This window comes from Rhizobium sp. Root1204 (genome assembly GCF_001424965.1).
Classification (GTDB): Bacteria; Pseudomonadota; Alphaproteobacteria; order Rhizobiales; family Rhizobiaceae; genus Pararhizobium.
Window position 1 is genome coordinate 99,170 of the sequence record NZ_LMCZ01000012.1, and the last position, 19,783, is coordinate 118,952.

At 61.5% G+C, this 19,783-nt stretch carries 17 protein-coding genes; 4 read left to right on the top strand and 13 right to left on the bottom strand.

Features of this window, described 5'->3' with window-relative positions:
* Nucleotides 1–7: 7 nt before the first annotated feature.
* Complete coding sequence (locus ASC96_RS13600) at nt 8–739, bottom strand: sulfite exporter TauE/SafE family protein (RefSeq protein ID WP_060503814.1); 732 nt, start codon at nt 737–739, stop codon at nt 8–10.
* A 133-nt stretch (nt 740–872) separates the two neighbouring features.
* On the opposite strand from ASC96_RS13600, the gene ASC96_RS13605 reads away from it, so the two are divergent.
* The gene (locus ASC96_RS13605) at nt 873–1,103 is read left to right on the top strand and encodes a hypothetical protein (protein ID WP_060503588.1); all 231 of its coding nucleotides are present in this window, start codon (nt 873–875) and stop codon (nt 1,101–1,103) included.
* 10 nt (nt 1,104–1,113) lie between these two features.
* Nucleotides 1,114–1,335, top strand: coding sequence for a DUF6434 domain-containing protein (locus tag ASC96_RS13610; RefSeq protein WP_060503589.1), 222 nt, complete (start codon nt 1,114–1,116; stop codon nt 1,333–1,335).
* A gap of 11 nt (nt 1,336–1,346) precedes the next feature.
* Here ASC96_RS13610 and nadC read toward each other — a convergent pair whose 3' ends face one another.
* The 5 genes from nadC to ASC96_RS13635 all read right to left on the bottom strand — a co-directional run bounded on the left by nadC (nt 1,347) and on the right by ASC96_RS13635 (nt 7,662).
* Nucleotides 1,347–2,255: a carboxylating nicotinate-nucleotide diphosphorylase gene (nadC, locus tag ASC96_RS13615; protein ID WP_060503590.1), complete on the bottom strand. Its 909-nt coding sequence runs from the start codon at nt 2,253–2,255 to the stop codon at nt 1,347–1,349.
* A 168-nt stretch (nt 2,256–2,423) separates the two neighbouring features.
* Nucleotides 2,424–4,022 (bottom strand): L-aspartate oxidase, encoded by a 1,599-nt coding sequence (locus ASC96_RS13620; protein ID WP_060503591.1) that lies wholly within the window; start codon nt 4,020–4,022, stop codon nt 2,424–2,426.
* 169 nt (nt 4,023–4,191) lie between these two features.
* The gene (nadA, locus tag ASC96_RS13625) at nt 4,192–5,271 is read right to left on the bottom strand and encodes a quinolinate synthase NadA (protein WP_060503592.1); all 1,080 of its coding nucleotides are present in this window, start codon (nt 5,269–5,271) and stop codon (nt 4,192–4,194) included.
* Nucleotides 5,272–5,442: 171 nt separating this feature from the next.
* Nucleotides 5,443–6,687 carry an MFS transporter gene (locus tag ASC96_RS13630; RefSeq protein WP_060503593.1) on the bottom strand — a complete coding sequence of 415 codons (1,245 nt, stop codon included), beginning with the start codon at nt 6,685–6,687 and terminating at the stop codon, nt 5,443–5,445.
* Between the two features lie 108 nt (nt 6,688–6,795).
* Nucleotides 6,796–7,662 carry an AraC family transcriptional regulator gene (locus tag ASC96_RS13635; RefSeq protein ID WP_060503594.1) on the bottom strand — a complete coding sequence of 289 codons (867 nt, stop codon included), beginning with the start codon at nt 7,660–7,662 and terminating at the stop codon, nt 6,796–6,798.
* 124 nt (nt 7,663–7,786) lie between these two features.
* Here ASC96_RS13635 and ASC96_RS13640 point away from each other — a divergent pair, with 124 nt between their 5' ends.
* Nucleotides 7,787–8,725, top strand: coding sequence for a phytanoyl-CoA dioxygenase family protein (locus ASC96_RS13640; protein WP_060503595.1), 939 nt, complete (start codon nt 7,787–7,789; stop codon nt 8,723–8,725).
* Nucleotides 8,726–8,835: 110 nt separating this feature from the next.
* Nucleotides 8,836–9,834, top strand: coding sequence for an aldo/keto reductase (locus ASC96_RS13645; protein WP_060503596.1), 999 nt, complete (start codon nt 8,836–8,838; stop codon nt 9,832–9,834).
* On the opposite strand, the gene ASC96_RS13650 is transcribed toward ASC96_RS13645, so the two are convergent.
* The 7 genes from ASC96_RS13650 to ASC96_RS13680 form a co-directional block, all read right to left on the bottom strand.
* Nucleotides 9,831–10,676 (bottom strand): MOSC domain-containing protein, encoded by an 846-nt coding sequence (locus ASC96_RS13650; RefSeq protein ID WP_060503597.1) that lies wholly within the window; start codon nt 10,674–10,676, stop codon nt 9,831–9,833. The genes ASC96_RS13645 and ASC96_RS13650 overlap by 4 nt on opposite strands.
* An 81-nt stretch (nt 10,677–10,757) precedes the next feature.
* Complete coding sequence (locus tag ASC96_RS13655) at nt 10,758–11,414, bottom strand: HD domain-containing protein (protein ID WP_060503598.1); 657 nt, start codon at nt 11,412–11,414, stop codon at nt 10,758–10,760.
* A 40-nt stretch (nt 11,415–11,454) separates the two neighbouring features.
* Nucleotides 11,455–14,313: a DUF2339 domain-containing protein gene (locus tag ASC96_RS13660; RefSeq protein ID WP_060503599.1), complete on the bottom strand. Its 2,859-nt coding sequence runs from the start codon at nt 14,311–14,313 to the stop codon at nt 11,455–11,457.
* Between the two features lie 168 nt (nt 14,314–14,481).
* Nucleotides 14,482–14,991, bottom strand: coding sequence for a PaaI family thioesterase (locus ASC96_RS13665; protein WP_060503600.1), 510 nt, complete (start codon nt 14,989–14,991; stop codon nt 14,482–14,484).
* 14 nt (nt 14,992–15,005) lie between these two features.
* Nucleotides 15,006–15,752 (bottom strand): DNA repair protein RecO, encoded by a 747-nt coding sequence (gene recO / locus ASC96_RS13670; RefSeq protein WP_060503601.1) that lies wholly within the window; start codon nt 15,750–15,752, stop codon nt 15,006–15,008.
* Between the two features lie 93 nt (nt 15,753–15,845).
* Nucleotides 15,846–18,170: a Tex family protein gene (locus ASC96_RS13675; protein WP_060503602.1), complete on the bottom strand. Its 2,325-nt coding sequence runs from the start codon at nt 18,168–18,170 to the stop codon at nt 15,846–15,848.
* 122 nt (nt 18,171–18,292) lie between these two features.
* Complete coding sequence (locus ASC96_RS13680; protein WP_060503603.1) at nt 18,293–19,549, bottom strand: cyclopropane-fatty-acyl-phospholipid synthase family protein; 1,257 nt, start codon at nt 19,547–19,549, stop codon at nt 18,293–18,295.
* Nucleotides 19,550–19,783 lie beyond the last annotated feature (234 nt).

Sequence of the window (19,783 nt, forward strand, 5' to 3'; positions counted from 1 at the left end):
GTGCGGATCAGAATATCCGGATCGCCGACGTGGTGATGATGACGAGGGAAACGGCGATCAGAAGCGGCCTGACCGGCAGGTGCTTGACGACGATCGCGCCGATGGGAGCAGCCAGCACTCCACCCAGCACGAGACCGATCGCCGAGCCGAGATCGGACCAGCCGAGCGTGAATACGAACGTCGCCGAGATCGTCAGGGTGACGAGAAACTCGGTCAGGCTGGTGGAACCGATGACCTTTTTCGGGTCATGGCCGCGGCCGATCAGTGATGTCGTCACGATCGGCCCCCAGCCGCCGCCGCCCGCAGCATCGAGAACGCCGCCACCCAAACCGATGAACGGCACGGCCCAATCCTTAACCTCGCGCACCCAGAGCGGCCGCACCGCCTTGAACAGGATATAGAGGCCGACCAGCACCAGATAGGCCGAAACGAACGGCTCGATCACCTTGCCATCAATGTTCGACACGCCGTAGGCGCCGAGCGCCCCGCCGATCATGCCAGCGGGAGCCAGCCGCGCGACAAGCCGCCAGTTGATGTTGCGCTGATAGGTATGCGATGCACCGGATGCAGCGGTCGTGAAGATTTCGGCGATATGAGTCATCGCGCTTGCCGTTGCCGGCGGGACACCGAAGGCCAGAAGGCTGGTGGTGGACAGCAGGCCGAAGGCCATTCCCAGAGCGCCATCGACCAATTGTGCGAAGAAACCGATGACAACGAAAATCCAGAAATCTGCCGACACGAACAATCCTTCTTCAAATCCAGCGATTGGAAACGCGGCCTATTTGCGCCAACCACGCCGTGTAGGTAAAGGTTCCCTGACGGCAATTCACAAGCCCTATGACCAACGGCCGTGATGAAAACAGGAGAAACCGATGAAGGTCATTGCTCTTCTCCTCGCCGGTGCTGTTCTGACGGCCCCGGAGGACAAGCCTGCCATTTCCGATTATTTCGGTAACAACGGTACCACCAGCCAACCGGCGATTACCCAATGCAACCTGACCAGCGACGACCTGAATGGACAGTTCAAAACCTGCCGCTACGACTGCGGCAAGACGCTGACGATCGGCGCGTGCCTGGTCTGTCCGTTCGTACTGCAACGATAGGAAGCAAGAGATGACGGGTTTCGACTGGCACGGCGATCCGATCAACCGCGACACAGTGGTCACCCGAACCTATCGCAACACCCAGAACGTCCGCCGTTTTCTCACCGCAGAATGCGGTGACGACTTTGCGTTCGATCGTGCTTTCATGGCCTGGATCAAGGACGGCGCGGAGAAGACGATGGGCGATGTTGCCGACGAATGGAAGCGGCGTCGGACAATTGCTGGTGCCTGACGCGCCCGCATTTAGCCGATGACGATATCAAGCCCGATATCCAGTGTCGGCGCGGCCATGGTGATTTTTGAGGTCGAGATATAGTCGACGCCGGTTTCGGAGATAGCGCGGATGGTCTGGAAATTAACGTTGCCGGAGGCCTCGAGCTTGGTCCGGTGCGGGTCGGCGGCATAGGCGTCCGTAGACAGCTGCCAGTGGGCGGCATTGACGGCCACGGCCTCCCTGAGCAGATCAGGTCCCATATTATCGAGCAGGATCACATCCGGGCTGGCGGTCAGCGCCTCGCGCATCTGGTCGAGACCATCGACCTCGACCTCGATCTTGACCAGATGACCGCAATAGGCGCGTGCCGCATGAACAGCAGAGGCAACGCCGCCGGAGACGGCGATATGGTTGTCCTTGATCAGGATCGCATCATCCAGGCCGTATCTGTGATTGGATCCGCCGCCGAGGCGCACCGCATATTTTTCCAGCGCCCGCAGGCCGGGAATGGTTTTTCGCGTGCAGCAGACTTTTGCCCGGGTATGGGCGATCTCGGCCGCGAACTTCGATGTGTAGGTGGCAACGCCGCAGAGATGCATGAGGAAATTCAGCGCGACGCGCTCGGCCGACAAAAGCCCGCGCGCCGGACCGGAGATGCGGGCCATCGCCGTGCCCGGCGCAATCCGGTCGCCGTCCTTCACCAGCGCCTCGAAGCGGATCGTCGGATCGATCAGGCGAAAGGCGGTGCGGGCAAGCTCCATGCCGGCAACGACACCGGTTTCACGGGCGTTCATTTCAGCTGTTGCCGTCCGGTCCGGGGCAATCGTCGCATAGGTGGTGATATCACCGGCGCGGCCGAGATCTTCCAGAAGGGCCATGCGAACCTGATCCTCGACCATCAGGGCGGGCAGTTCTGGGCGAAGGGCGGTTTGTGTCATGATTGAGCACTTTCGGTTTCGAACTGGTAGAATTCCTCTTCTCCCCTGCGGGGGAGAAGTGCCGAGCGAATGCGAGGCGATGAGGGGGGCGGCACGGCACAGTCCGGGTTTGCGGCCCCCTCATCCGCCCCTACGGGCCACCTTCTCCCCGGTGGGGAGAAGAACCACCTATACACTCTCCGTTTCCGCCACTTCGGCGACGACCCGGTCGGCTTCAGCGAGTGTGAGGAACGTGCGGTGCTTCCATTCCGGGCGCGGATCCGGGTAGTCGGAGCGGTAATGACCGCCGCGGCTTTCCGTTCGCAGATAGGCGCCGGTGGTGATCAGTTTGGCCGTGGTGACGATGTTGCTGAAGCGCAACCGGGTGTTCTGACGCTCGAGATTGGCAATTGCCCGGATGGCGCGCGTCAGCGTGTCCTGGCTGCGGATGACGCCGACATGATCGCTCATGATATGGCGCAGCGCCGTCAGCGGCGGGCTGTCTTCCAGCGTTACCGGATCGTCATTTTCTCCGGCATTGGCGCCCCAGTCGGTGATCTTCGGCTCCGGCAACATGCCCTTGATATTTTCGGCGATGCGGGCGGCAAAGACCACGGCCTCAAGCAGCGAATTGGAGGCGAGCCGGTTGGCGCCGTGGACGCCGGTGGAGGTCACCTCGCCCGCGGCCCAGAGTCCATCGATCGAGGTCCGGCCTTCCGCATCGGTCAGGACGCCACCCATGTGATAATGAACCGCCGGAACGACCGGGATGGGCTGTGTGACCGGATCGATGCCTGCCGACATGCAGGAGGCATAGACAGTCGGGAACGCTTCGGGGAAATGTGCGCCGACCGCCTTGGTGCAATCGAGAAACGCGCCGCGCCCGGCCTGCACTTCGGCAAACACACCCCGCGAAACGATGTCGCGCGGTGCGAGTTCGCCGTCCGGATGGATATCCAGCATGAAGCGTTTGCCGGCCGAATTGATCAGGTGGGCGCCGTCGCCGCGCAGGGCTTCGGTTGCCAAAGGGGCAGGATCGCGGCCGATATTGATCGCGGTCGGATGAAACTGGATGAATTCCGGATCGGCGATGATCGCACCGGCACGCGCTGCCATACCGACACCCTGGCCGCACGCTTCGGTCGGATTGGTGGTGACGGAAAAGAGATGGCCGACGCCGCCTGAGCACAGCACCACCGCGCGGGCCGGAAACGACACACGGTTCTTCGACTGTCCGGCATCCGGACGGGCGATGACGCCGGAGATGAACCGGCCCTGCCGCACCAGTTCCTCGACGACATACCCTTCCAGAACGCGGATCGACGGCGTGTTGCGCACGGCGGCAATCAGCGCTTCCATGATCGCCTTGCCGGCCATATCACCCTTGACGCGGACGATGCGGCGCTCGGAATGGGCGGCTTCGCGCGACAGAAGCAGCTTGCCTTCCAGATCGTGATCGAAGGGCACGCCATAGCCGAGCAGATCGTGGATGCGGGCCGGGCCTTCCGCCACCATCAACCGCGTCATCTTTTCATCGACGATACCGGCCCCGGCCACCAGCGTATCGGCAACGTGTTTGTCGATCGTATCGCCAAGTCCCATGGCAGCAGCAATGCCGCCCTGCGCCCAGGCGGACGAAGCGCCGTGACCGATGGGCGCTGCTGCGAGCACCGTTACAGGACGCGGGCTGAGCTTCAGCGCGCAGAAAAGCCCGGCGAGGCCACCGCCGACAATGACGATATCGTCGATGCCGTTGAAGGACTGTGGGCGGAAATGATCGGTCAGCATGCTCTTCCTCCTCCGGGAGTGTCTCCCTCTTCTCCCCTGCGGGAGAAGTGCCGAGCGCAGCGAGGGGATGTGGGGGCGGTAGGGCAAACTCCGGTTTGCTCGCCCCCGTCATCCGGCCTCCGGTCACCTTCTCCCCGCTGGGGGGAAGAGGCAGCGCCCGGCTTCCCCTTTATTGCTTCAAATTCACCATCCGCTCGACGGCAAGCCTGGCGCGATCGGCGATTGCCGGATCGACCAGAACTTCCTCCGTCATGAACAACAGGCTGTCGAGAATCTTCGGCAGCGTGATGCGCTTCATGTGCGGACAGAGATTGCACGGCTTGATGAAATCGACGCCGGTGATCTCGGCCTGGATGTTGGAGGCCATCGAGCATTCGGTGACCAGCAGCACGCGCGGCGGGCGCTTGTCCTTGACATAGTTGATCATGCCGGCGGTCGAACCAGCGAAATCGCAGACGGCGATGACATCCGGATGGCATTCCGGGTGACCGATGATCTCGATCGACGGATCGGCTTCCTTGTAGGCCAGCAGCTCGGCCGCCGTGAAGCGCTCGTGCACTTCGCAATGGCCCTTCCAGGTGAGGATCTTCTTGTTCGTCTGCTTGGCGACGTTCATGGCCAGGTATTCGTCGGGGATGCAGAGGACGGTGTCGCTCTCCAGGCTTTCAACGACGGCCAGCACGTTGGACGACGTGCAGCAAATGTCGGTCTCGGCCTTCACGTCAGCAGAGGTGTTGACGTATGTCACCACCGGCACGCCGGGATAGCGCTGTTTCAAAAGCCGGACATCGGCGCCGGTGATCGATTCCGACAGCGAGCAACCGGCCTTGCCGTCCGGGATCAGCACGGTCTTTTCCGGATTAAGCAGCTTGGAAGTCTCGGCCATGAAATGCACGCCGCACTGGATAATGATCTCGGCATCGACCTTGGTGGCATCACGCGCCAGCTGCAGACTGTCGCCGACGATATCGGCGACGCAGTGGAAGATGTCCGGGGTCTGGTAATTATGGGCGAGGATGACCGCGCCACGCTCTTTCTTCAGCCGGTTGATGGCATGCACATAGGGCGCATAAACCGGCCATTCGAAGGCGGGCACGAACTGCTTGACGCGCTCATACAGATGCTCGGTTTCGCGGGCGATCTCCGGCGTGAACGTCAGGTCCGGCCGCTCGATTATGCCGAAACGCTCGGCTGCGGTCTTTACCGCGCCGGAACCTTCAAGGGTTGCCTTGCTCTGTGCGATGGTCATCGACTGCTCCTCTTGCCGCCCCTCCGGCGGCTGACCTATTTTGCTCAAACTGAGCATAATAGGATCAAAACAAAACCGGCAGGGCCGGGAGATGAGATTTAGAAAGTTTTGTGACAGTTTTCAAGAATGCACTCCCGCTATTTTCTGCGGGAGTGCAAGAAATCGCGGGTGTCAGGCCACCGCTGGACGGGTCACAGCCTTTTCCTCGATCGGCCAATGGACGATGGCGGCAAAGACGCCAAGCGCCACGCCGAGCCACCAGACCGGATCGTAGGACCCGAAATGGTCATAGAGATAGCCGCCCATCCAGACGCCAAGGAAGGAGCCGATCTGGTGCGACAGGAAGACAATACCGCCAAGCAGGCCGAGATGGCGCGTGCCGAACATGATGGCGACAAGCCCGTTTGTCGGCGGCACCGTCGATAGCCAGAGCAGGCCCATGAGCGCGGCAAAGATGATCACCGACGTTGGCGACTGCGGCAGCAGCAGGAAGGCGGACACCACCACCGACCGGCCAATATAGATCCACGACAGAAAATACGGCTTCGAATAACGCTGGCCGATGAAACCGGCAGCGAGCGAACCGATGATGTTGAAGAAGCCGATCAGGGCGAGCGCAATCACCGCGTAACGCGCATCGATGCCGATATCGCCGATATAGGCCGGAAAATGCGCAGTGATGAAAGCCACCTGATAGCCACAGACGAAGAAGCCGGTGACAAGCAAAAGATAGCTCTTGTGGCCGAGTGCTTCCTTCAGCGCCTCGCCGATCGACTGCTTGTACTGCGCTTCCTTCTGGGTGCCGGACGAGGAGTTGCCACGCAACGGGATGGCAAATAGCGGCACCAGCAACATCAGCGCGCTCATGTAGATCAGGCTGTCCGACCAGCCGAAGGCGGAGATCAGGCCCTGGCTCAGCGGCGCAAACAGGAACATCCCGGCGGAACCGGCCGCCGTGCAGATGCCGAAGGCCATCGAGCGCTGCTCCGGCGTGACGTTGCGGGCGAAGGCCGACAGCAGGATACCGAACGAACCGGAACCGACCCCCAGCCCCACCATGACGCCGCCGCCGATATGCAGCCAGATCGGCGCGTTGGCAAATGCCATGATGATCAGGCCAGCGGCATAGACGAGACCGGAAAAAGCCAGCACTCGCCAAGAGCCGTATTTATCGGCGATTGCCCCGAAGAACGGCTGGCTGACGCCCCAGGCAAGGTTCTGGAAGGCCATGGCAAGGCCGAACGTGGTGCGGTCCCAGCCGGTATCGGCGAGCATCGGCAGCTGGAAGAAGCCCATGGCCGAGCGCGGTCCGAAGGTCAGAACGGCGATGAGGGACCCGGCAATGATGATTAGCCAGGGCAGACCGGGACTGGCTGCGGGCGCCCGCGTTGCGGATGGGGAGGAAACGGCGGACATGAGCGACTCCGTGTGATTGAGGCCGCAACTTACGCTGTAGCATCTTGCTAAAAAAGCGAAATAAAATGACGTTCGGATCAGCCACATTGATGGATAAGCCGCTATCGATCAGCGACGCGCGCGAAAACTATTACGATAATCCCGCGGCGTACGCATCTTCAACGCCTTGAACTGGCGATTGAAATTGGCAAGCGAGCCGTAACCGACCTCACCGGCGATATGGGCAACCGGCCGGTCCGTTCCCGATAGCAGCGCGCAGGCTTCGCCGATCCGCAGGCGCATGACATAGTCCGATATTGTCGTTTGCAGATGGCGCCCGAACAGACGGTGCAAGCCGGACGGACTGAGGGCGGCGATCCCCGCCAGTACATCGACCGGCAGGCTTTCGGCGTAGTGGAGGTGAATATGATCGAGAACACGATCGAGACGGGCGCGATCGCCCTGCCCTGCCGCCGGTACAGCCAGTGTGCTCGACAGGGGCTTTGCTTCCCTATCACGGGCAAGCAAGGTCAGAATTCGAATGGCGCTCAGCAACCGGTCTTCCGGCGGCTCGGTGAAAGCTGCCTCGATCAGCGGCCGGGCTTGCGCTGCAAACTGCGGCGAGAATTTCAGGCCGGCGCTTGCGCCTATCAGCATGACGCGCGCGGCGGCCAGTTCCGTGAAGGTCGCATCGAGGGCCTCCACCCATTCCGGGCGGAACCACAGGACCAGCGCCACATGCGGACGGTCCGTATCGATCTTTTCGGCCGAACACCAGGTATGCGGCAGGTTGGAGCCCACCAGCACGAGGTCACCGTCGTCATACGTCCCGATATGATCGCCGATGAACCGTTCGCCGCGCGAATTGAGCGTCAGCGTCAACTCCAGTTCGGGATGGTGGTGCCATTGAAACGGGATACCGTCGTCCAGCCGGCGGTTGAGCATCGACCAGGATGAATCGGCGGCAGGCCGCAAGCGCTCAAGATGTGGCTTCATTCCCGCATATTCCCAAACAACTACGCCAGAATAGTATCAGAACTTGCGTCGTGGCGACAACATCAACACTCCAAGGGGGCTATCCTCTCTTCATCGATACACGTCATGGAGAAGAGGAAGCGCCATGCAGACTGCCGCCAAGAAAGACAGCCATCCGACCAGCAGCGCGGTCGAGACGCAGCTGAAGGACATCAAGAAGACACTGCCGCTCAGGGTCTTGTCTGAAGCCGATTGGCAACACTGGATCACCCGCGGTTACGTGATCGTGCGCCAGGCCGTACCGATGGCGAATGTCGAGCGGCTGGTCAACCTGCTCTGGCAGTTCGACGAAAAGGACCCGGCCAATCCGGACACTTGGTATGCGCCGCAACGCCGCGAACACAAGATGAAGGAACTCAACAATACTGGCATGCTGGAGATCTACAATCACCAGCATCTCTGGGACAATCGCCAGGAGCCGCGTGTCTACGGCGCCTTTGTCGATATCTGGGACCGCGAAGACCTCTGGGTGACGATCGACCGGGCAAACCTCAATCCGCCGAAACGGGTGAAGGGCAATCCGGGCGGCTTCATCCACTGGGATGTGGATACCTCGATCACGCCTCTGCCTGTCGGCGTGCAGGGCGTTCTCAGCCTGAAGAAGCAGGACGGCGATGTCGGCGGATTCCAGTGCATTCCCTGGCTGTTCGAGCACCATGAAGAATGGGTGAAAACGCAGCCCACTGACCGCGACCCGATGCATCCGGACACAGCAGGCCTTGATGTCGTCAACATCGAGATGGAGCCCGGCGATCTGTTGATCTTCAACTCGTTGCTGGCGCATGGTGTGCGGCCAAACCATTCCGGCGACCGGGTGCGAATGGCGCAATATATCTCCATGCACCCGGCCGAGGAGAGCAACGAAACCGAACGGCAGGAACGCATCCGGCTCTGGCGCGAACGCGACCATCCCCGCCGCGATGCCTTTCCCGGCGACCCACGCGAATGGGAAAAGCAGAATGCCGCGACCGCTGAACTCAGCCCCCTCGGTGAAAAGCTGCTTGGCTTGAAGAGCTGGACATAACGTTTTTAAGCAGGGTGTTTTTCACCGGTGAAAAACACCCTGCAAGACTGTCCGTATGGGCAAGGGCCAGCGGCTGATAGCTTTCCCGCAAACATCACGCGGAGGTCATCATGCTCGACAGGACAAAACCAACCGGCATCACACTTTGGGACGGACGCAGCATTCCGCGTCTTGGCATGGGCTGCTGGGCCATCGGTGGTCCATTCTATGCCGGAGACGTGCCGCTCGGCTGGGGTGATGTCGATGATGCGGAATCGATCCGGGCGATCCATCGCGCCATCGATCTCGGTATCCGCTTCTTCGACACGGCGTCGAACTACGGCGCCGGTCATTCCGAGGATGTTCTGGGCCAAGCCCTCGCCTCTCATCCCGACATTGTCATCGCCACCAAATTCGGCTTCGCCACCGATCCGGCAACAAAACAGGCGACAGGCGCCTTTGCGTCGCCGGAATTCATCCGGGCCTCAGTGGAAACCTCGCTAAAGCGGTTGAAGCGCCAGCGGATCGACCTCCTGCAATTCCATCTCAATGAATTCGATCCGCATGAGGCCGATGCGGTCTTTACCACACTCGACGGCCTGCGAGCCGAGGGCAAGATCGCCGCCTATGGCTGGAGCACGGACTGGCCGGACCGGGCGGCGCGCTTTGCCGGGCGCGATGGCTTCGTTTCGGTGCAGCATACGATGAACGTTCTGGAGCCGGCAGACGAGATGATCAGGCTCGTCGAACAGACCGATCTCATTTCGATCAACCGCGGCCCTTTGGCAATGGGTCTGCTCTCCGGCAAGTTCAAGCCGGGCGACCGACTGGCCGCAAACGATGTGCGCAGCGCCGATCTCGACTGGCTGCAATATTTCCGCGACGGCGTGGTCTCTCCTGAGTTTTCACGGCGGCTCGATGTGATCCGCGACCTCCTGCAAACGGACGGCCGGACATTGACGCAAGGGGCTCTCGCCTGGCTTTGGGCACGCTCGCCCAACACACTACCGATCCCCGGCTTTCGCACGGTGAAGCAGGTCGAGGAAAATGCCGGGGCGCTGGAGAAGGGGCCACTACCAGCACTGGTCATGGAGGAGATTGACGGCGCGTTGCGGTGCGAACGGCGTTAAGCCCTGATCTTCATCGGCCAGCGGTCGGCTCGTTCGCTGACAACACGCATCTCGTCGCCGAGATTGATCGCGCCCTCGCTGCGCGGCACGGCATTCCAGCCGAACAGGACACCCGGAACGCGACGGTCGGCTGACATGCGCTTTTCGGCAAGCCCCTGGATCGGGTTGCCGCCGATGCGCTCGCCGGTGACCTGGTCCTGCGTTGTCATGATGCAGCGGGCGCAGGGTTTGACGAGATCGAAGATGATGCCCCCGATCTCGACGCTTTCCCAAAAATCCTCTTCCCAGGGATCGTCATTGTCGATCAGGATATTGGTGCGGAAACGGTCCATACCGACCGGCTCCTGTCCCTTTGCAATCAGCGTGACGTTGAGATCGGCAAGCGACGATGTGGTGGTGATCAGCACCGGAAAACCATCGGCAAAGCCGACGGGTGCCGCCTTGCCCGCCCATTCCTCGCCGACCGCGCGGGTGGCGCGCTCATCCATATGCACCAGCTTGACCGGGCGGCCGAACCAGCCGGACAGCGTGGTATTGGTATGGTCTTCGGACACGGCGGCGTTGACCTTGCTGTCCCAGACGCGAACATCCAGCCGCCGGGCGGGATCGAAGGAGACGGTGGTGGACCGGGTTCCCATTTTCAGGTGAACGCCGCCGGTCACATGGGTGGCTTCCACCTGCGCCAGAAGCTGCAATTCGCGCTGGGTGATGAACTTTCCGTCGGGATCGACGACCATGAAGCGGCGGTCTCCGGCCAAGCCGTCATGCTGGATCGAAACCGAAGTCTGCGGGATGGCGCGGCCGCTCTTCAGCGGGTGGATGTTGAGACCAGTCACCTTCATGTCGTCACTCCCGAGCGTTCAGATTGTGATTCAAGCGCATTGCAGATCGATTCCGCAGATCACGGCAAGGCTTTGGTTTTTCTAGATTTCCTCAAGCAGCATGCCGAGCACAGCACGCAGCCGCTCCTGCCCTTGGCGGGCAAGCGCCCGGCCCGCCGCCGTCTGGAAACCATCGGTCAGCTTGAACAGTTTTGTCTCGAAATGATCAATGGCAAAGGCCTTGTCGTCGAGCGGGCGATTTTCGGCGAGTGGATCCAGCGGATCATAAAGGCCGCTGCCCATGCGTCCGGCAATGTAGAAGCAGCGGGCAGCACCAATCATGCCGATCGCATCGAGCCGGTCCGCATCCTGCAGAATTTTCGCCTCGAGGCTTTCAGGGGCAATGTTGGCAGAAAAACTGTGCGTGACGATCGCGTGGGCGACCGCAGTGATGTCCATGGTCCGCCAGCCGAGCGCATCCAGTATTTCGAATGCCTTCTCGGCCGCAAGCCGCGAGGCATGGGCGCGATCGGGCGAATTCTTTTCGACCGAAACGCAATCGTGCAGCAAAACCGCGGCCGCGATGATGCGCAGGTCTCCGCCTTCCGAGCCGTGGATGCGCAGCGCATTCTTCCACACCCGGATCAGATGAGCGGCATCATGCGAGCCGTCATTGCCGGAGACGGCGTAAGGCAGCAATTGTTCCGCAAGAGCCTGGTGAGGCGCAAAAGCGGCGGCGAGCGAAACACTGTGGCTCATGCGGCGTCCATCCAAACGGTTGCTGGAGAATCGAAACAGCTCAGGCTGTTTGACCCGGTTCCGCCTCGATGTCCACCGGTGTTTCCTGCTGTGGCCCGGCACCCGCCCTGCCGGACAGGATCTTCTGGTAGAACAGCCCGATGCCGATCAGCACCGCGCCGAGGCCGATAAACGAGAGCGCGCGCAGAAAACCTTCGAGATTGGCCATGTCGATCAAGAACACTTTCAGCACCGAAACGAAGACCAGAACCGCCGAGGCGATGCGGATGCTCTTGGCATTGAAGCGGGAGCCGAGCACCAGCAACAACACGCCGAGCAGCAGCCAAACGACGGAATAGGTATAGGTCTCGCCCTGCACAAACCCTTTCCAATCAGCGATGTTCTGCCCCTGCCAGAACCGGCGCACCGACAGCGTTGCCCAGGCAAAGGCAAGTACCGCAGCGGCGACGGCAAGGATCGTCACGTAAGGCACCGGCCGCTTGCCTCGGGCATACCAGGCGAGGCCGGCATAACCGAGCCCCGGCAGCAGGTAGCCGATCAGCAAGAGATCGAAGAACGGGATCGAGCCGAGCAGTTCGCCGCTGAAATAAGGATTGAGCCCGATCAGATGGGCAAAAAGGATCGACAGGATCGACAGGACACCAATCACCATACTGCCATAGTGGAAAATCGGGCTCGGTGACTTGCGGTCGAGCGTCATCATGATGCCCGAGGCGCCGATGGCAAGCAGCGTGTAGATCGACTGTTCGCCGAGTGTCGGCACGGCGCTGTCGAGCACGCCGCCGTTCATGGCATGGCGCACGAGGATGGCGACCGTCAGAAGCACGAACAGGCTGGCAAGCGCCTGTAATAGATTGCGCACCCGCAGATCCGGCCAGCGGCGCAACTCGAATGCCGAGAAGACCAGCAGCAGCGCCGGAATGCCATAACCGGCCAGAAGCGCGTTGAAGACCGGTGTTTTGCCAAGATGGAGAGTGCCAACGATGGTCGGTTCCCAGGCGATACGGGCAAGCACGGCGATGGCGGCGCCGACCATCATCCAGGGCAGTGACGGCCAGGTCCGCAGACGCGTGGCCGCGACATAGGCTGCGCCGACAAGCGCAATCAGGATGGTGGTCGCGAGACCATCAGTCAGGGCATGCAGCGCAATGATGATCAAGCCAAGCGAACCGGCGACGAGGAAAGCCTGTGGCAGATCGAGGCCGTCATCGCCGCCCTTGCTGCGCGAGAACCACTCGGTGAGGCCGAGGAGGACGAGGCCCGCAGCCAGCGCAAACAATCCATGTGGCAGATCGAATGTCAGATTGCCAGTCATCAGCAGAGACATGCCGATCAGTGCGATCGGAACAACAGCCGTGATGGTGGCCCAGATGGTGGCGAGCGGCGGACGGTCCTTGCCATGCAGATGGATGGCAAGGGCTCCAAGCGCGATGAACACGCCGGACAAAATCATACTGGCCAGCATCGCGGTGTGACCGGAAACAGCAAACGTGACGATGTGGCCGGGGATGGTTGGAGCGATGAATGTCAGAAGGCCGCTCAGCGCCGTCATGCTCCAGACGCCCAATATCGTGCCGACGGCGGAGAAGATGGCAGGATAGACGGCATAGCTGCGCGTCGCACCAAGCGCTGCCAAAGAAGCAACGACAAGGCTGAACTCGATGACCGGATAGCCGGAGGCGGTGGCGAGCGGGCTGATCATCGCCAGCGCAGTGAGAAGAGCGGAAATGCCCGCTGTTACCGTGATCGCCACGAAGGGCGGGGTCATGGTGCGCTCCCACGACGACGGCACGGCTGCAAGCGGCTGGTCCGGCTCTGCCGGCTGGTCATCGATGGTGTCCGCCAGTTTGCCCGGCCAAATTAAGCCGACACCGGCGATCATCACCAGCATGATCAGGGTGACGGGCCGTGTCTCAAATGGCGTTGCCGAGGCGATATAGGCCAGTGCCCAGAGGCAAAGGCCGATATTGGCCATCGATGGCACCACCGTCCAGCGGCGGATGCGGGCGGCAAGAAGGGTGGCGATCCAGGCGATGCTGAGAAAGCCGAACAGGCTCCAGGGACTGGGGCTTTCAGACGAAACCACTGCCGGCGTGACCAGCGAGGCCAGCAGCCCGAGACCGGCCAGAGCCTGCCCATGCAGCAGCGACAGGCCAACGGTGGCAAGCGATACCAAGGCCAACAGCGCAAAGGCGGTAACCGGCCCGATGAAACCATAGATGCCATGGGCGGCATAACACACCCCGAACAGGGTGACGGCGCCTGCCGCGGTCAGGATGCCGGGGATCATCGCATTCTGGAATGCGTCGGCCACCAGAGGCACGGCGCGGCGGCGGACAAACTCGCCGATGGCCATCAGGACGAGACCGAAGACGGCCGCCATCGACAACCGTACGACCGGGCTGAGCAGACCTGCATCGATCGAATATTTCACCATGAAGACGCCGCCAAGCGCCAGCGCGATACCGCCGACCCAGACCGCCCAGCGCGCGCCGAGACGGCTCTCGAGGCTTTCCTTCTGGCGCGGGGCGACGGCGTCGATCGTGGTGCTCGCCGCGTTCGAACGGGCGGCCACCGGTTCGCCACGCGACGCTTTTTCGACGGCATCCTGGCTGGGTGGCAGGCCGCCGAAGATCGCGTCACCCTTGCGGATTTCGGCAGCGCGCGGCGTTTCCGCCGGTATCACCTCCAGCGATTCCGGCGCGCTTTCCTGCATTTCGGGCTGATCGGCTGCTTCGACCACCGCATCAGCGGCCGGAATGACGGGTAGGCGCGCCTGAAGCTGCGCCAGCTGTTCCTTCAGCGCGGCAATCTCGGCATCCAGCCGTCCATCTGTCTTACGCCCGTTGAAAAACGCCGCAAGCGCTAGACCAAAAGCAATGAAAGCAATGACTTCCATTCTGATTTCTCCATGGCGCCAGTGACGGCGCGATCCTGCGAACCATACAGCTTTTCAGCCGGACGCCAATCATAGACGGTTCAGATCGACGATATGTTCACCGGATTGTTGTCCCCTCTGGTTGTGCCGCAGCACCCGTCTTTCGAGTGACAACCATTTGCAGCGCACTCAGCGCATCAGGTTCTCGATCGGAAAAATCGCGCAGGTTTCCGTGCCGTGAGCCAGAAGCTTGCCGTTCTTGCCTTTGAGCCACGCTTCCGAGGTTGCAATCGTGCGGCCGCGATGGACGATCTTGCCTTCGCAGAACACCTCGCCCATGCCGGGCAGCAGCGGGCGGACCAGATTGACCTTGAACTCGACGGTCGTATAGGCCTCGCCCGGTTTCAGCATCGTCATGACGGCGCAGCCAAGAGCCGAATCCATGATGGTCGCCGCCCAGCCGCCATGCACGGTACCCAGCGGATTGAGATGTTCGGCGGCTGGCAGCCCCTTGAAGACGACCCTGCCCTCTTCGACCTCACTCAATCCGAATTTCAGGGTTGCCGACATCGGCGGCGCGGGATGCACGCCGGCCAGAAGGTCGAGCATCGCCTTCAGCCCGCCATCGCGCGCGACAGCCTCAAGCGGCACCGTGCCGACGCCGGACACGGTCATTCCGGGATAAAGTTCGACAGTCATGCGTGAAGGATTCCTTATGGGAGGATTGTCGCGCTCTGCGGCTTCAGGGCCTTGAGTGCCGCCTGCACAAACCCTTCGCGGGCGGCCGAAAGGCCAATGCCGCGCGGCTCGTAGACATGGCGATGAAGAAAGAACGCCGTCATGCGGAACGCTTCGGACAGGCTATCAAAATCGGCGGCGCCGCCCTGCGCCAGGAAACCCGGCAGCGCCAGCATCTTGCCGGCATAGGGCGCGCCTGCGGCCCGGCTGACCGCCCGGCCGGATTTCGGCGAAACATAAATGAGATCGTCGCGCGTTCCGGTGGCTGCACATTCCGCAAGATCAAGTCCAAAGCCGAGATCATTCAATACAGCGATCTCGAAGCGCACGAACAGTTCACCGGCATCGCGGGGGTCGTGCAGATTTTCCAGGATGACATCGAGTGCTTCATAGAGATGCGGGTGCGGATCGCGCTCAGGTAAGAGCCGAAGCAGTGCACCCATGGCCTGAACGCCGTAAACGGAAGTTGCCGCCTCCATCAACCGTGCCGCACGCAGGCGCACAGGCTCCATCTTGAACTCACCCAGATGCTCGTCGAGCCGCGCCCGCCAGGTGACTTCGACCTCGTTGCCGGGCTGCAGCACCGGCTGCATCGTCCGCGACCTGCCGCCGCGCACAAGCCCGAGATGGCGGCCGCGCACCCGCGTCATCACCTCGGCGACCACGGAGGTTTCCCCGTGCCGCTTGACGCCGATGATGATGGCCTGATCGCTCCACTGCATGGCTTCAGTTTTACTCCCGGCGGCAGGCGAAAACAATCAGAACGCCACCCGATCGCCAGATCACCCGGCAACCGGACGTCCCCGAGCCAAGCTCTACTTCCGCTTCATCGCCTCGGCGAGCGCCGCGCCAAAGGCACCCTGCGACGGAGCCTGCGGCTTCTGCTGCTGGACGCGGGACAAGGTCTGGCGTGCCTGCTGGGCCGCCTTCGGATCGCTCTTCATGTCATTGCGTCCACCTGACTCTGCGGCACCATCCTTGCGCATGGTGAGCCCGATGCGCTTGCGGGGAACATCGACCTCGGTGACGCGCACCTGCACGACATCACCGGCCTTGACCACTTCATGCGGGTCCTTGACGAAACGATCGGCAAGCTGGGAGACGTGAACCAGGCCATCCTGATGCACGCCGATATCGACGAAGGCGCCGAAGGCCGCGACGTTGGTCACCGTGCCTTCCAGAAGCATTCCCGGCTTCAGGTCCTTGATGTCATCGACACCATCGGCGAAGGTCGCCGTCTTGAAGCTCGGGCGCGGGTCGCGGCCGGGCTTTTCCAGCTCAGAGAAGATATCCTTGACCGTCGGCAGGCCGAAGCGCTCATCGACGAAGGTCTTTGGATCGAGGCTCTTCAGCGCAGCACTATCGCCCATGATGGCGCGCAGGTCGCGGCCGCAGGCGGCGACGATCTTCTTCGCCACGCCATAAGCTTCCGGGTGCACGGACGAGGCATCCAGCGGCTCCTTGCCATCACGGATACGCAGGAAGCCTGCGCATTGTTCGAACGTGCGGGCCCCCAGACGCGGCACTTTCAGGAGTTCCTTGCGGCTGGTAAAGGCGCCGCTCGCATCGCGATGGGCGACGATGGCTTCGGCCGATGACTTTCCAAGTCCGGAAACGCGGGCAAGCAGCGGAGCGGATGCGGTGTTCAGATCGACGCCAACCGCGTTCACCGCGTCTTCGACGACAGCTTCAAGCGAGCGGTTGAGACGGCCCTGATCGACATCGTGCTGATATTGGCCAACGCCGATCGATTTCGGTTCGATTTTCACCAGTTCGGCCAGCGGATCCTGCAGGCGGCGCGCTATCGACACAGCGCCGCGCAGCGAAACGTCGAGGCCAGGGAATTCATCGGCTGCGGCCTGCGATGCGGAATAAACCGATGCTCCGGCCTCAGAAACGATGACCTTGGTCGGCTTCGGGCCTGCCGGCAGCTGCGTCAGCATGTCGGCGACCAGACGTTCGGTCTCGCGGCTGCCGGTGCCGTTGCCGATGGCGATCAGTTCGATCTTGTGCTTGCGGATCAGGCTGGCAAGTTCCGCCTGCGTGCCGCGAATGTCGTTCTTCGGCGGGAACGGGTAGACCGTCGTCGTGTCGAGCAGTTTGCCGGTGCCATCGACGATGGCCACCTTGACGCCGGTACGGATGCCCGGATCGAGGCCCATCGTGGCACGCGATCCGGCGGGAGCAGCAAGCAGCAGGTCCTTGAGATTGCGGGCGAACACGTGGATCGCTTCCTCCTCGGCCCGCTCGCGCAGTTCGCGCATCAGGTCAAGCGACAACGACATGGAAAGCTTGACCCGCCAGGTCCAGCCGATCATCTCCAGCAGCCACTTGTCGCCCGGCAGCGTGCCGCCGACCGCGTAGGCGGCGGCGATGGTGCGCTCGACTGGCTTGACCGGCGATGTATCGTCGAGATCGACGACGATATCGACGGACAGAAACTCTTCGTTCCAGCCGCGCAGCATGGCCAGAGCCCGGTGACCCGCAGTCGTTGCCCAACGTTCGGAATGGTCGAAATAATCCGAAAACTTGGCGCCGGCCTCCTGCTTGCCATCAACGACCTTGGAGCGCAGCATCGCATACTGGCGCATATGGGCGCGCAGGCGGCCGAGCAGATCGGCATTTTCGGTAATGCCTTCGGCGATAATATCGCGGGCACCATCGAGCGCCGTCTTCACATCCGGCACTTCAGCGGTGATATAGGCGCTGGCGCGGTCGGCCGGGGCAATCTTACGATCGGCAAGGATCGCGTCGGCTAGCGGCCCAAGGCCGCGCTCCCGGGCGATCTCGGCCTTGGTGCGGCGCTTCGGCTTGTAGGGCAGATAGATGTCTTCCAGTTCCGCCTTGGTGGTGACCCCGGCGATCTTGGCTTCCAGTTCCGCCGTCAGCTTGTCCTGGCTGCGGATCGAATCGAGAATGGATGTCCTGCGCGCCTCTAGCTCGCGCAGATAGACCAGCCGTTCGGCGAGGTTTCGCAGCTGCGTATCATCCAGCCCGCCGGTCACTTCCTTGCGGTAGCGAGCGATGAAGGGAACGGTCGCGCCTTCGTCCAAAAGCTCGATGGCTGCGATCGCCTGGGCGGGCGTGGCCTTGATTTCCTGGGCGATGAGGACGGCGATGGACTTTGATGGCAGGGACATGGCATTCCGGATTCAGTTGAGATGGCGGGACAATAGATGCACATGCCATCAAGGCCAAGTGAAGGCGCGCCCTCGCCCCGGCGCGTCCACAGATGGATACCTGCAAAGCACTGACTGCTGGCTTAAAACTCCACAGGCTCCAAGGGCGGCCGGGTCTTTTCGAATTGACGCAACGCCTCTTCCCGTTCGCCAATATAATTGCGCGTATAGGGTACGGATTCCAGTTCGTGCGACAACTGGATCTGGAAGATCGCCATTTTGTCATAGAGGAAGGCCGTTTCCGACGAGGCCAGATAGAATTCCCACATGCGGAAGAAACGCTCGTCGTAGAGCCGGACAGCCTCTTCCTTGCGGGCGGTAAACCGTTCGCGCCAGGCCCTGAGCGTGTGGGCATAGTGCATCGGCAATATCTCGATGTCGCGGATCATCAAGCCCGCCTTTTCAATGGACGGAACCACCTCGGACAGGGCCGGCATGTAACCGCCGGGAAAGATGTACTTTTCGATCCAGGGATTGGTGGCCCATGGTTTTTCCGCTTGGCCGATCGCGTGCAGCACCATTACGCCCTTCGGCGCCAACAATCCGGCCATCTTGATGAAAAAATTGGGATAATTGGGCATGCCTACATGCTCGAACATACCGACCGAAACGATGCGGTCAAATTGGCGCTCGGCCATCGTGCGGTAGTCCTGTAGCTCGAACCGGACGCGATCCTCAAGCCCGCGCTTCTGCGCCCGGCCGCGCGACACTTTCAGCTGTTCTTCACTGAGTGTGATGCCCGTGACATCGACGCCGGAGGATTCGGCCAGATACATGCCCATGCCGCCCCAGCCGGAGCCCACTTCCAGCACCGACTGCCCGGGCTCCAGCAAAAGCTTGGCAGCGATATGGCGCTTCTTCGCCGTCTGCGCCTCATCAAGGTGGATACCCGGAGGATCGAAATAGCCGCAGGAATATTGCCAGTCCTGATCGAGAAACAGGTCAAACAGCTTGCCGTCGAGATCGTAGTGATGGGCGACATTGTGCTTGTTGCGATTGACCGGCAGGCGGCTTTTGATCTGCTGTTCGGCCACGTGCATCAGTGCCGTCGCCGTGTTGCTGATCGTTGCGGCCTTTTCCAGGCCATTGGCCTTCACCATCGATAACAGGTCGAAAATATTGCCCTCATCGATGACGATGCGGCCTTCGACATACATTTCACCGAAACGGAGGCCCGGATCGTGCAGGATCGCTTTTTCGGCTTCCTCATCCAATGTGCGCACGGTCACGGCAACGCCGGACCCATCGCCAAGAATGGCGCGCTCTCCAGAAGACAGAATGAGTGTCAGATTGCCTTTTTGAACCAGCCGGCGGAAAATCTTCAGAAATGTCGTATTCATTCCGGACCTCGACCACAGATGCAGAACATTCTGGTGAAGGGTCACGTGCCGCCGGTCTTGGTTTTGCCGGACATTCGCAAACGAGAAGAACCACAGCTAGCGCGCCGTCGGCGTCGTCCGGGGGCAAACAGGAACGGTAACATCACGGGGTCGCCGCCGTCTGGCTGCCGGACAGATCGTCTGGGCACCCCGGCCAGGGAGCTCAATCCATCAGAACACCCGTTTAAATAGTGC